Source organism: Desulfoprunum benzoelyticum (assembly GCF_014201505.1).
Lineage (GTDB): Bacteria > Desulfobacterota > Desulfobulbia > Desulfobulbales > Desulfocapsaceae > Desulfoprunum > Desulfoprunum benzoelyticum.
In genome coordinates this window covers 36,283-48,396 of sequence record NZ_JACHEO010000023.1, presented here as the reverse complement: position 1 = coordinate 48,396, position 12,114 = coordinate 36,283, and the positions used below count along the sequence as shown (strand labels likewise).

Annotated in this window: 12 protein-coding genes and 1 pseudogene; 3 read left to right on the top strand and 10 right to left on the bottom strand. The window is 57.1% G+C overall.

What is annotated here, in order from left to right:
* Positions 1–192: pseudogene (locus HNQ81_RS15085) on the bottom strand (NrfD/PsrC family molybdoenzyme membrane anchor subunit); the annotation flags it as partial.
* Positions 193–782: 590 nt separating this feature from the next.
* Here HNQ81_RS15085 and HNQ81_RS15080 point away from each other — a divergent pair.
* Together HNQ81_RS15080 and HNQ81_RS15075 are read left to right on the top strand one after the other, a co-directional pair.
* Positions 783–1,709: a lysophospholipid acyltransferase family protein gene (locus HNQ81_RS15080; protein WP_183352141.1), complete on the top strand. Its 927-nt coding sequence runs from the start codon at positions 783–785 to the stop codon at positions 1,707–1,709.
* Positions 1,710–1,899: 190 nt separating this feature from the next.
* Positions 1,900–2,823: a carbohydrate kinase family protein gene (locus tag HNQ81_RS15075; RefSeq protein WP_183352140.1), complete on the top strand. Its 924-nt coding sequence runs from the start codon at positions 1,900–1,902 to the stop codon at positions 2,821–2,823.
* A 104-nt stretch (positions 2,824–2,927) separates the two neighbouring features.
* On the opposite strand, the gene HNQ81_RS15070 is transcribed toward HNQ81_RS15075, so the two are convergent.
* The 8 genes from HNQ81_RS15070 to HNQ81_RS15035 form a co-directional block, all read right to left on the bottom strand.
* Complete coding sequence (locus tag HNQ81_RS15070; protein WP_183352139.1) at positions 2,928–3,698, bottom strand: formate dehydrogenase accessory protein FdhE; 771 nt, start codon at positions 3,696–3,698, stop codon at positions 2,928–2,930.
* An 8-nt stretch (positions 3,699–3,706) separates the two neighbouring features.
* Positions 3,707–4,762: a cytochrome-c peroxidase gene (locus HNQ81_RS15065; RefSeq protein ID WP_183352138.1), complete on the bottom strand. Its 1,056-nt coding sequence runs from the start codon at positions 4,760–4,762 to the stop codon at positions 3,707–3,709.
* Between the two features lie 4 nt (positions 4,763–4,766).
* Entirely contained in the window at positions 4,767–5,195 is a 429-nt protein-coding gene (locus HNQ81_RS15060; RefSeq protein WP_183352137.1) for a thioredoxin domain-containing protein, read from the bottom strand.
* A 9-nt stretch (positions 5,196–5,204) separates the two neighbouring features.
* Positions 5,205–5,357: a hypothetical protein gene (locus tag HNQ81_RS15055; RefSeq protein WP_183352136.1), complete on the bottom strand. Its 153-nt coding sequence runs from the start codon at positions 5,355–5,357 to the stop codon at positions 5,205–5,207.
* Between the two features lie 73 nt (positions 5,358–5,430).
* Positions 5,431–6,036, bottom strand: a complete 606-nt coding sequence (locus HNQ81_RS15050; RefSeq protein ID WP_183352135.1) for a formate dehydrogenase subunit gamma — start codon at positions 6,034–6,036, stop codon at positions 5,431–5,433.
* A gap of 2 nt (positions 6,037–6,038) precedes the next feature.
* Complete coding sequence (locus HNQ81_RS15045) at positions 6,039–6,809, bottom strand: 4Fe-4S dicluster domain-containing protein (protein ID WP_183352134.1); 771 nt, start codon at positions 6,807–6,809, stop codon at positions 6,039–6,041.
* Positions 6,810–6,819: 10 nt separating this feature from the next.
* A complete protein-coding gene (fdnG, locus tag HNQ81_RS15040; RefSeq protein WP_183352133.1) occupies positions 6,820–9,963 on the bottom strand; it encodes a formate dehydrogenase-N subunit alpha in 3,144 nt (1,047 codons plus the stop codon).
* Positions 9,964–10,419: 456 nt separating this feature from the next.
* Positions 10,420–10,755, bottom strand: a complete 336-nt coding sequence (locus tag HNQ81_RS15035) for a hypothetical protein (RefSeq protein ID WP_183352132.1) — start codon at positions 10,753–10,755, stop codon at positions 10,420–10,422.
* A gap of 98 nt (positions 10,756–10,853) precedes the next feature.
* Here HNQ81_RS15035 and HNQ81_RS15030 point away from each other — a divergent pair, with 98 nt between their 5' ends.
* Positions 10,854–11,138, top strand: a complete 285-nt coding sequence (locus tag HNQ81_RS15030; protein WP_183352131.1) for a hypothetical protein — start codon at positions 10,854–10,856, stop codon at positions 11,136–11,138.
* Positions 11,139–11,418: 280 nt separating this feature from the next.
* Here the strand turns inward: HNQ81_RS15030 and HNQ81_RS15025 are convergent, their stop codons facing one another.
* Entirely contained in the window at positions 11,419–12,051 is a 633-nt protein-coding gene (locus tag HNQ81_RS15025) for a nucleoside deaminase (RefSeq protein ID WP_337833464.1), read from the bottom strand.
* Positions 12,052–12,114 lie beyond the last annotated feature (63 nt).

Genomic DNA, 12,114 nt, shown 5'->3' with positions numbered 1-12,114 from the left:
CAGGATCCCCCAGGGTACCTCGCGGCTGACCCCAAAGGTATGCTCGTGCCCGACGTACAGGGAATGGATGCCCGCTCCCACCCCGACCAGGGTCAACAGGCCGCACAGACCGATCGCCGCTGCGTATTTCCCCGATACGTTCGCCTCTAAACCGCCTTCCTGGGGGAGTACCCCCGCCAACATTCTGTTCATTCTCTGTTACTCCTCGTGCTGTGGGCGTGCCGATATCAGGTTGCAACCACTACGGTATCTGATGCTGCGGGATGCTGCTGCAATGAAAGTCTGCATGAGGGGAAAGTTGTGTTTGCACATTGGCCTGAATATAGGTCCAAACACGACTTAAACACAACCAAAAAAGCCACTTATAAAGAGAAAAAACTCCGCCGGGATATCCATCTAAGAACTGATTTATACGACAAATGTCTACCTCCAGGGCCCAAAACAGACAGTATTTAATTAATTTCTTTAATTGAACCTTTTTACAATCTGCAAGGTTCACTGTCAAGCTGAATCAATAGGCTGGGTCGGAGCAGAAAAAATTTCAAATTTATAGGTGTCAATTCAGTATAATATAGCAGATAACCAACGCCTGGAGATTGGCCTTGGGCTTGAGTGCGATATTTGCCTGCCGATGCCGGATCGATTGCTCAATCAGACTTTTTCAATGGTAAATCTCGCTCTTGACGCTATGCTAGTGAGGCAGAAGTGATACCGAAACGCCATCATTTGCCGGCGCAATGCTGTAAGCTCATACAACTAAAATCTATCTCAACCAGAGCATCATGACCTTGCAACCTGCTATCTCCCGAGGCGATAAACTGGCCTTCCACGCCGTACAAGGCTATTTCGCCTGCAGTCACAGCATGCCGCTCTCCATGTGGCTCGGCCTCGGCAGGGGCCTGGGCACCTTGCTCTATCACCTCGCCGGAAAACACCGGCAAATCGCCCGGGCCAACCTCCGTTTCGCTTTCGGCACCTCAATGACAGAGGACCGGATCGACCGGACAATTCGCGATAACTTCAAACAGTTCGGGATGATCGGGCACGAATTCGTCCAATTCCTGGCTGACCCCCTTAAGACCGCTGCCACCCTCGACCGGCTGGTTCGGGTCGAAGGAGAAGAACATCTGCTTGCCGCCCGGGCTAAAAGCAGCGCGGTGATCCTCCTCGGCGCCCACTTCGGCAACTGGGAGATTGGACATCGTTACTATGCCCGACATTACAACAAATTGAACTTCATCGTCCGCCGCATCGACAACCCTCTGCTCGAACAGGCCCGATACCAGCGCAATACCGCCCTTGGCGTCAACATCCTCTACAAGGAAAACGGCCTGCGCGAGGCGATCCAGCGCCTCAGGAAGGGTGAAGACCTGGTGATTTTCACCGACCAGAATGCCAACCGCAAGGAGGGGATCATGGCTGAATTCTTCGGCCACCCCACCACCTCTCTCTATATCGCGCCCAGCCTGGCCCAGAAATACCAGGTGCCGCTGGTGCCGATGTTTACCGTCCGGGACAGGGATCCCCGTTGCCACCGTCTCGTCTTCCTGCCGGAAATTCCCATCGGATACGGTGAAGCGAAGGAGGATATCGAGGTACTGACACGACGGCAGAATGAGGGGCTGGAACAGATCATCACCAGATATCCCGACCACTGGCTATGGTTTCACCGCAAATGGAAGGCCGATTATCCCGAGATCTACCGCTGACGCCCGGGCCGGCGTGCCGCTGGCCCAGCCCCGGCATAGATCCACTATTCATTGGACACCCCGCAGGCCCTGTGTTAAACAGCCCCGTAAACGCCATCGATGACAGGTGGCGGACATCGGCTCCGGCCGGCAGCATCCTAAGAGTATCCACAGACCAACGGTAACCGTTCAAGTTCAAGGAAAAAGACAGATGAAGGTGATTGTAAGCGGCTCTCTGGCCTATGACAGAATCATGAATTTCCCTGAATACTTTTCAGACCATATACTGCCGGACAAGATCCACGTGCTCAACGTCTGCTTTCAGGTCGAGGGGGTCAAGGAAAATCTCGGCGGGACCGCCGGCAATATCGCCTATGCCCTGCGACTGCTGGGCGGGACGCCCTTTATTTCGGCAACAATCGGCAGCGACAACCACCGATATTTCGAATGGTTCGCCGCAAACGGCATCTCCATCGACGGCATCAAGGTGATCTACACGGAATTGACTGCCGGCGCCTACATCACCACCGACAAGGGCGACAACCAGATCACCGGCTTCAATCCCGGGGCGATGAAGTATTCATCGGAACTGGATTTCGCCGGCCTCGACCCGGTGGACACGCTGGTCCTCGTCTCACCCGGCAATCTCGATGACATGGTCGCTTATCCGCGGCGATGCCGGGAAGCCGGGATCCCCTACATCTTCGATCCCGGCCAGTCCCTGCCGGTGCTGCAGGCCGATGCCCTCCTGTCGGCCATAACCGGGGCGAAGATCCTGATCGTCAACGACTACGAATTCGATCTCATCCTCGACAAGACCGAAATAACGAAGGATCGGCTCCTCGACCTCGCCGAAAGCACGATCATCACCCTTGGCGAGGCTGGTTCAACGGTCCATCACCAGGGGCAAAGGATACAGATCCCCGCCTATCCGGCCAGACAGGTCGTCGATCCAACCGGTGCCGGCGATGCCTACCGGGGCGGCCTGATCAGCGGACTGACAAGAAGACTGAGCCTCGAGGAGAGCGCCCGGCTCGGCAGCGCCTGCGCGTCCTTTGCCGTCGAACACTACGGGACCCAGGTCTATCGCTTTACTGCCGAAGAGTTTGCAGCGCGGCTCGACTCAAGCCGATAAAGCAAAAGGGCTGTCCGACTGGAACAGCCCTTTGCCATCCATCCGCTGGTCAGCATTACCATACAAACAACAACCGGATCAGGACATGGTTTATGAACGATCGGTTATCCCATCGTTTTCAAGGCGATAGGATTCGGCGCCATCCGCACGTATCCCTTTGCCTGGGCAACGAGGTCGAGCGGCAGGCTCGCCATGTCGGCCAGATCCAGGGTCATCTCGTCGAGGATGGAACTCTCCACGATCTTGACATAGCTATGGCACGCATCGCAGGTCGCCAACCGAAATCCAGATTCATCCTCGGCCATGATGGTGTTGAGCTGCGAAACATCCGTCGACCCGCAGTTGGGACAGCCGATGAACTGGTAGGTGCCGGAAGTCCCGCAGAATGAACAGTGCAGGTGGCGCTGCGGTCCTTCGACTATGGTCGCCAGCGCCGGTCGCGCCGAGCACAGGGGACAACGGCCATCCTCCCACTGGCTTCCGTCCAGCGGAAAGGTCTGCCGCAGCGCCAGAAAATACGGCCTGCTCACCAGAAACAGGATTTTTGACAACTCATCTTCAGTGGCAGGAAGGGCGGAAACGACCGGCACTTCGCCGAGCGGCAGCCGCATGAAATCGATTTCGCCGCTCTCCAAGGCCTGGCCCAGCGGCGCGAGTTCCTCTCCCGGAAGATCAAAGATCGAGACGAACAGGCGAAAAATCGGGCCGGCACAGTCACGCGGGTAGGTCCTGGAATCCTCGGCCGACATCGCCGATCTCTCTTTCGGCAGCAATTCCCCCGCCTCCTGGTGAAAGCGCTGCCATCTGGCATACATTTCAAGTGGGTCCTTGAGGTGCGGACGTTTTGCAATCAAGGCCTGAATATCAATGGTCATGGTACTCCTTAAGGAATTTTTGGGTAGGTGAAGGCCTTCGGCGCTCCGGTCAACCCGTGTTCGAGGAAAACCTTGAGCTGTCGTTTCTCCTCGGCCGTGAGTTGCAGGGGCTTCAGCACGGTATTGCCTTTTCCGCCACCCATGTCAAAGAATTCGATCGTCTCATCGAGGGTAGCATAGATACCGTTGTGCATATAGGGAGCAGTGGCGGCGACCTCCCTCAGCGTCGGAGTTCTGAAGGCTTTCCAGTCTTTCTGTTCCTTGGTGATGAGGAAGCGTCCGGGATCCTCGGCCAGGGTCCGAAAGTCCTCGAAATGATAGACCTTGGCGACAAACCGGCGGGTCGCCGCGATCCGGGGGTCCTTGAGGTGTTCCGGATTCTCCGGGACATTGAGGGCGTGAAACCGGTCATCGGCCAGATTGACGCCAAAATGACACTCGGTGCATTTGCCTTTGCCGGTGAACACTTCATAGCCTTTCAACGCATCCGGCGACAGGGCATCCTTGTCACCGCGCAGAAACCTGTCGAGCGGGGCATCACCGGAAACAATGGTCCGCTCGAAGGCGGCGATGGCCATCGCCACGCGCTCCCGGGTAATATCATCATCACCGAAAACTTTTGTGAATTCGGAAACATATTCTGGAACCGAACGGATCTCCTCCTCCATGAAATCGAGATTCTGGTTCATCTCGTAGGCCGACATCATCGGAAACAATGCCTGGTCCTCAAGGCTCGCCGCCCGCCCGTCATGGAACAGAAACTTCTGGAAACCGACATTGATCAGCGTCGGTGAGTTGCGCCAGTTCCGGGTCGTCGGATAGTTGAGAGAAAGCTCGAGTCCGTCGCTGTATCCCTGCTCCGGATCGTGACAGGTCCCGCAGTTGGTGGTCCCGTCGCCGGACAGGCGCCGATCGAAGAACAGTTTCCTGCCGAGTTCCACTTTCTCCGGAGTCTGGGGGTTCGATTTCGGAATCGGTACCTCCTTGAACGGCTCGAGGGATCCCCCAAAACCGCAAGCCGGCAGGCAGATAACCGAGATTACGATCCATAACAGCCTTCTCATCCGCTCACCTCCCTGCCTGGTTCAATTCCTCGTCGATGATCTTCTTGAAATAGTCGAATGGGCGCTCTCCGACAACCTGCCGGCCGTTGATGTAAAACGTCGGTGTATTGTAGAGGTCAATCGATTCGGCCAGTTGCACATCGGCTTCGACGTCCTTGGCATGTCGGCCGCTGTCGATGGCCTCGGTGAATTTGGCGACGTCAAGCCCCAGTTCACCGGCATAGGCAATCAGGCTGGCCCGGTCCAGTTTGGGGGAGCGGGCAATCAGGATGTCGTGCATCTCCCAATATTTGCCCTGTTCGCGTGCCGCGAGGGAGGCCTCGGCCGAGATCTTCGAAAAATCACGGTATTTATAGGGATAGTTCTTCACCACCAGGCGGATCTTGTCGGGGTAGGTCTGCAGCAACTGTTTGACGGTCGGACCGGCCGCCACACAGTGGGGTCACTGAAAATCAATGAATTCGATGACCGTCACCGGCGCGTCGGCCGGGCCCAGGGATGGTGAGTCGCCGATGGGGACTTCGACCCTCTGCTGTTCCGCGTGTGCAATCCCGACCATAAGGAGCACAAAAATACAAATAATTATTTTTCTCATTATTTTCACCAAAAAGAGGGGATAGCATCTATCCCCTCTTTCCTTGAATTTGACTATTGATCAGACAATACTATTACATTTTCCCAATCGCTTTCATCCACTTGGGATATCTCTTTTTGGCGAGCTCAAGCGGCACCATGCCGGTTGTCATGATCTGCAGCGTTCCAGGGTTGGCCAGGGTGCTGAGATAAATGTGAACAGGGACCATGATGCAGAAGAAAACGAAAGAAACATTATGTACCAGGTGTGACAGGAGCATAATCGTCGCATTGTCCTTCATCAGCCAGATGCCGAGACCGGAAAGGGCAATGGCGATCCCGAAAATTACAATACCCAGATAATAAAGTTTCTGCCCGGGATTATGCTTGCCCATCGGCGGCACTTTGACCTTGTGGGACAGATACCCTCCCGCCACCTTGAACCATTGGGCGTCATCGGCGTCGTATTTCAGTGAGTCCCCTAAATACTGGAACATGGTGAACACCAGGGACACGCCAAAGACGACGCCGACCCAGTTGTGCACCGTCTTCATGGTCTCGTAACCGCCGAAGACGGCGCCGACGCCGTCCAGATGGAAAAGGAAGGCGAATCCGGTGACGATCAGCAGGATGCAGCTTATAGCCAGCATCCAGTGGTTTAAAATTGCACCACCACTTTCTTTTCTTACCATCTCAGCCATAATCACACCTCCTCTTCGTTATCCTTGTGGGGGCCAATGGCCAGATAGTGGATCGCCGCGGCGGCGACCACGCCGCCCAGACCAATGACGGAGAGCGGTTTCAGATACGTATGCCAGAAATTGACACTGCTCGGGATCGCAGGGTTTTCGACCATGCCGTAGAGTTTCGGCTCCTCCTTGAAGGCGTAGACCGAACCCAGGCCGCCCAGGTCCTGTTCGCCGTAGAGGGTGGCGAAACCATCCTTCCTGGCGGTGCTGATAAGCTCCTCCCGGTCGCCGTATTTCAACGCCCCGGTCGGACAGGTTTTGACGCAGGCCGGACTCATGCCGGCGCCGATACGGTCGAAGCAGAGATGGCATTTGGTGACCTTGCCATCGGCATCGTAGCGGGGGACGTCGAAGGGACAGGCGGTGACGCAGAGCTTGCAGCCGATGCACTTGTCGCGGTCGAAGGCCACGGCGCCTTCGTCGGTTTTGTACAATGCCCCGGACGGACAGATCTTCATGCAGCCTGCATCATCGCAGTGCATGCACCGCCGGCTGACGAAGAGCCAGCGAACAGGGTTGTCCTGCGACGGGACCTCATTGTAGCGGATGATGTTGTAGGCGGCGCTGGCCAGGTCCGGTGGATTCTGGTAACTGCCGTTGTTCTTGGTTTTGATTCCCGGCAGCTGGTTCCAGGACTTGCAGGCAACCTGGCATGCCCTGCAACCGATGCACAGCTCCGGGGTGACGAGGATCGCTTTACGGTTTTTCGAGTTTTCGTTGGCCATGATTCACCCCCTATGCCTTCCGGACGTTGACCATGAAGGCCTTCGACTCGGGTATCATTGTATTCGCGTCGCCCACGTTTGGCGTGAGCAGATTCGCGCTGTCATAGCCGCTGCCGTCCTCAGGGAACTGCCAGCCGAAATGCCAGGGAACACCGACCTGATGCACCGTCGAGTTCTCGATCTTGAAGGGTTTGAACCGCTCGGAAACCAGCACGACCGCCTTGACCTCGCCGCGGCCGGAGGCGACGACAACCGTCTCGCCGTTCGTCATTCCCAGTTCCTTGGCCAGTTCAACGCTCATTTCGACGAAGTTCTGCGGCTGCATCTCCAGCAGCCATGAGCAGTGCCGCGTCATACAGCCGGTCTGCCAGTGCTCCGAGACCCGGTAGGTGGAACAGACGAATGGGTACCGGGCATCGCAGGAGAAGGCGGCATCCATCTCGTCGCCGAAAATCTTGATCGTCGGATTGACCCGCTGTTTGGACATCGAGTTCTCTTCGAGCGGACACTCCAGGGCCTCGTAATGCTCAGGGAACGGACCTTCCGCGAGACCGGGACCGAAGATCGAAGCGATCCCGTCGGGCTTCATGATGAACGGCAATTTGCCGGTGGGCGATCCTGCCGGCCCGCCGCCGCCGTCGACGACATCACCCTCCCAGACACCGGGCGTGCCGGTGGGACTCAGCTTCGTCGCATTGAATTTGAGCAGCGGCCGTTTCGGATCCCACGGCTGACCGTTGAGATCGACCGAGGCCCGGTTGTAGATGACCCTCCGGTTGACCGGCCATGACCAGGTCCAACCCGAAAAGAGACCGAGGCCCGTCGGGTCGTCCTTGCCCCGCCGCGCCATCATGTTGACCTCTTTGCCGTCCTTCAGGATATAGGAGTTGCAGTAGAGCCAGTTGCCGCTCGAGGTGGAGCCGTCTGCCTGCAGCGACGGGAAACTGGTGACCAGATCCCCTTTTTTGCCGATGAGCTTGGGCGGATCGACCTTCGTGTCATAGACATCCTGAAGGAAGTAGCCGTTGATCTCCTTGGCGACGGCATGAATGTCGACGTGCTTGATCTTGCCGGCCGCATCGCGTTCCCCGTAGTCCCAGCTCAGATTGACGATCGGGTCGGGATAGGCGCCGCCTTCCTTCTTGTACAGCTCCTTGACCTTGAAATACAGCTCGTTCATGATCTCGGCATCGGGCAGGGACTGGCCGACCGGCTCAACGGCCTTGTAACGCCACTGCGCCCAACGTCCGGAGTTGGAGATACTCCCCTCTTTTTCCACCGACGAGGCGCACGGCAGCATGAAGACTTCGGTCTGAATGTCCTTGGGGTTCATGCCGGGGCCGCGCCAGAAGGACCCGGTCTCGTTGTCGTAGAGGTTGACATTGACCATCCATTTGAGCTTGGTCAGGGCCTGGCGGGTTTTGTTGGAGTTGGCGCCCGAACATGCCGGGTTCTGACCCCAGGCGAAGAAGCCGTCGAACTCTCCCTTCAGCATTTTATCGAAGATCATCAGCCATGAAGCATTCTGACCCACATCCAGTTTCGGCAACCAGGAGTAGCCGAAATCATTTTCCCTGGTCGCGGCGTCGCCATAGACGGCCTTGAGATAGCTGACGACGTACTTGGGCCGGTTGGACCACCAGTTGACGCTTTGCGGTTCCTTCGTCGTCGGGGTGTTCTTCTCGTTGTACGTGGCCAGGTCGACCAGGGACGCGTTCGGCGTGGGGTTGTAGCCGGGGAGGATGTGGAACAGCAGACCGTAGTCGGTGGAGCCCTGAACATTGGCTTCACCGCGCAGCGCGTTGATGCCGCCGCCGGCCATGCCCATATTGCCGAGCAACTGCTGGATGATGGTCATCGCCCTGATGTTCTGGGTGCCGACGGTATGCTGAGTCCAGCCCATGGCGTAGCACTCGGTCCCGACCCGGTCCGGTGTGCCGGTGGAGGCGTAGAGTTTGTAGACCTCGAGCAGTTTATCGAGGGGGGTGCCGGTGATACCGGAGACTTTCTCCGGGGTGTACCGGGCATAATGTTTCTTCAGGAGCTGAAAGACGCAGTTCGGATCCTGGAGGGTCGGATCCTTCAAGGCGATGCCGTTCTCATCCTTCTGGAACGACCAGGTCGTCTTGTCGTAGTTGCGTTTCTGCTCGTTGTAGCCGGAGAACAGGCCGTCCAGTTCCGCCGGGCCCTTGAATTCCGGATTCACCAGGAACGAGGCGTTGGTGTAGTTGACGACGTATTCCTTGAAGTAGAGCTCGTTGTCGAGGATGTAATTGATCATGCCGCCGAGGAAGGCGATATCCGTTCCTGAACGGAGGGGGGCATAGAGATCCGCTTTTGCGGCGGTCTGCGAAAAGCGGGGGTCAACACAGATCAGTTTCGCGCCCTTTTCGCGGGCCCGCATGATCCACTTCATGGAGATAGGATGATTGGAGGCTGGATTCCCGCCCATCGCCAGGATGACATCGGCGTTTTTCAGGTCGATCCAGTGATTGGTCATTGCACCGCGTCCGAACGACTCTGCCAGAGCCGCAACAGTTGCGCTGTGTCAGATACGCGCCTGGTGTTCTATGTACACCAGGCCCCAGGACCTCACCAGTTTCTGCAGCAGATAGCATTCCTCGTTGTCAAGGGCGGCGCTGCCGATATGGGCGATGGCGTCCGTCCGGTTGACCACGAACTCCTTCTCGACCTCGATCTCGGTGCCGTCGGGCTGTTTCTCCTTGACCTTGGCCTTGGAGACCGTCTTGAAGCTCTTGTCCCGAGCGTCTTTGACCAGGCGGGCGATACGGTCCAGGGCCCAGTCCCACTCGACTTCCTTCCACGCCGTTCCACCGGGCTCACGGTACATCGGTTTGGTGAGGCGGGTGTCGTTGTTCGCCATCTGCACCAGCGAAGAGCCCTTGGAACAGAGCGTCCCTTCATTGATCGGATGTTCAGGATCGCCCTCGACCTGAATGACCTTGCCGTTCTCGGCGTACACGAGTATGCCGCACCCTACCGAACAGTAGGGGCAGACCGTCGTTGTCACTTTGGCGTTCTTGATCCTCAGATCCTTGGCATAGGCCTTTGCAGGGTCGAGGTTGACGCCAAGCGATGCAACCAGAACGGTGCCGCCTGACAGCTTGAGAAAATCCCGTCTTGATACTCCCATTGAAGCCTCCTTCTGGTTTTGAGGATTAGGTTCCCGGGTTTTATTGTTGCTCCGGTTGTCGATCATGACTCTCCTTTCTTGTTCAGCACAAGTGAGCTAAGTAATGTGAAGCCCGGCACATCCTGCCCGGACCGGATCCCGTATACTGCCGCGCCCACCGGCCCCTCCCCCTCCCGACACGAGGCAACCGGATCAGGTGCATTCATCATGGATGCGAGACAACCTCGACATTCATAACGAGAAAGCCGGAGTACCCGTCGACGCAAAACAGCGGACGTAACTCTCCAACTATCAATGCTCACTATAGAAAGATGACGATGAGAAGAAAATCAGGCAATTGCCTTTTTTTATGTAAGGATATTGCCGAAGCAGGCGTAAGGAAGGACCCCAGGAAACGGTAGGGATTATCCTGAGTGGAGCGTAAGGATATTGCTGAAAATCATGTAGGGATATTACCTACATAACCCCCTGAAAGGCTTGAACAACCTCTTTCAGATCGAAAAATACGGGATTATTTCCGGCTGTCAACCCTGAAAACAAAAACAAACCAATTCTGACAAAAACGGCTAGAAAAGCAAGACCGAAAGAGAGTGTGCAGCATAGGTAATCATCGTCACGGCCGGAAGTGCGACCCGGATCAGGCCAGGCCGTTACCCTGCCGTCATGTTTTCCGATGACCTGCAGACCATAAGACCCGATATGCACAAAATCAACGAGGAAAACGATGAACCGATCACTACCCCCATTGCCGACGGCCCTGTCGCGCCGTCGTCTTGATATTTCGCCAGCCATACCTATCTGTATTCCTAAGTACGACCGGAATGGCCTGCATTCCAGACGGATATGCACCCCGGACGAGAGGAAGTCTTCTACCCAGAGGAGGATCCGCCATGAAGGAATTAGTATGTCATATACAAGCTGAATATGCCGGCAAACCAGTCACGACGATGACCTTGGAGATGCCGACGGAATTGCTCGAGCAGATCAACAGAACCGCAGCGCTCGAGGATACCGACGCCGCCTCGATCATCAACTGCTTCGTTCATCAAGGGTTGATGAACAATAAAGCGGCGGTGAAAAGGCTCGAATTTGCCGAACACGCCAGAAAGGTTATGAAAGGTCAGGGAATCAATCAGGATACTATCGACGAGATCTTCATCAAACTGGGATCTTGAGTCATAAGTTGCCGGTCATGGACGACACCGCAGTCGATTGTCCTCCGGAACGACGGCATAGCCCTGATATCGAGGTCGTTTCCCGGGCATTCCCAGTATTCCAGGGCCCCGTGCTCCTTCCGGATGGTGCCGGATGTCTGGTCTGAAGGATTTCGGCCGGAGTGAGACGATCGAAGGATTTCGCATGATCGGGGTCGGCACCGCGAAGTCGTTGCGAAAACGGTCGGTCGGTCCGACAGTGTCCGGAATTTGTATTCGCGAACCGGGTGCGACGACGCGGTTACCCCCGGCGGGCGTTGTAGACGGTCCGGCCACTGGCGCCGAACCAGCGGAAAAGGTCTATCGCCTCCCGGCGCAGGACCCCTTCCGTTACGACTATGCCCCGCCTCGCCAGCTCCGCCCGCCATTGCCGCGGCAGCGGCCCCTCGTCGAAGCCGGTCAGGTTCTCGAGCTGCGGCCCGCTACCGGCGATGGTCAGGCGCCGGACCCCGGACCACAGCACCGCCCCGAAACACATGGCGCAGGGCCGCCAATTGACCACCAGCTCGAACGTCGGCTGCCCTGGCCCTCCCAGGTCGTAGACCTGGAGGCGCTGCTGTGCCAGTGACAGGGCCATGACCTCGGCGTGGGCGCTGGAGCAATTGGCCGGCATGACCCGATTGACCCCGACGGCGACCAGCCGGCCGTTGCCATGTTCGAATACCGCGGCGGCAAAGGGGCCGCCGCTGTTCTCCAGGGCGTTGCGCCTGGCCAACGCGAGGACCAGGCGCATCCGCTGCTCTGCTGTTGCAACAAATTCCGGCAAGGCGGCGAATCCCGCCACCGCCCATTCGGGAAGCGACAGGGTAAAGGCGAAGGGAAGTTCAGTCATGGCGGACTCGTCACCGATGGTTGAAAAAAGTTTTTCGGCCACTGACCCTGCTCCGGCCGCGATGGAGCGGCACAGATCGACAACCGCCCAGGATCTTGACGGCCG

Coding starts and splice junctions, on each gene's coding strand:
- HNQ81_RS15080 (WP_183352141.1), top strand. CDS start 783: ATGACCTTGCAACCTGCTATCTCCCGAGGCGATAAACTGGCCTTCCAC.
- HNQ81_RS15075 (WP_183352140.1), top strand. CDS start 1,900: ATGAAGGTGATTGTAAGCGGCTCTCTGGCCTATGACAGAATCATGAAT.
- HNQ81_RS15070 (WP_183352139.1), bottom strand. CDS start 3,698: ATGACCATTGATATTCAGGCCTTGATTGCAAAACGTCCGCACCTCAAG.
- HNQ81_RS15065 (WP_183352138.1), bottom strand. CDS start 4,762: ATGAGAAGGCTGTTATGGATCGTAATCTCGGTTATCTGCCTGCCGGCT.
- HNQ81_RS15055 (WP_183352136.1), bottom strand. CDS start 5,357: ATGAGAAAAATAATTATTTGTATTTTTGTGCTCCTTATGGTCGGGATT.
- HNQ81_RS15050 (WP_183352135.1), bottom strand. CDS start 6,036: ATGGCTGAGATGGTAAGAAAAGAAAGTGGTGGTGCAATTTTAAACCAC.
- HNQ81_RS15045 (WP_183352134.1), bottom strand. CDS start 6,809: ATGGCCAACGAAAACTCGAAAAACCGTAAAGCGATCCTCGTCACCCCG.
- HNQ81_RS15035 (WP_183352132.1), bottom strand. CDS start 10,755: ATGGCTGGCGAAATATCAAGACGACGGCGCGACAGGGCCGTCGGCAAT.
- HNQ81_RS15030 (WP_183352131.1), top strand. CDS start 10,854: ATGAAGGAATTAGTATGTCATATACAAGCTGAATATGCCGGCAAACCA.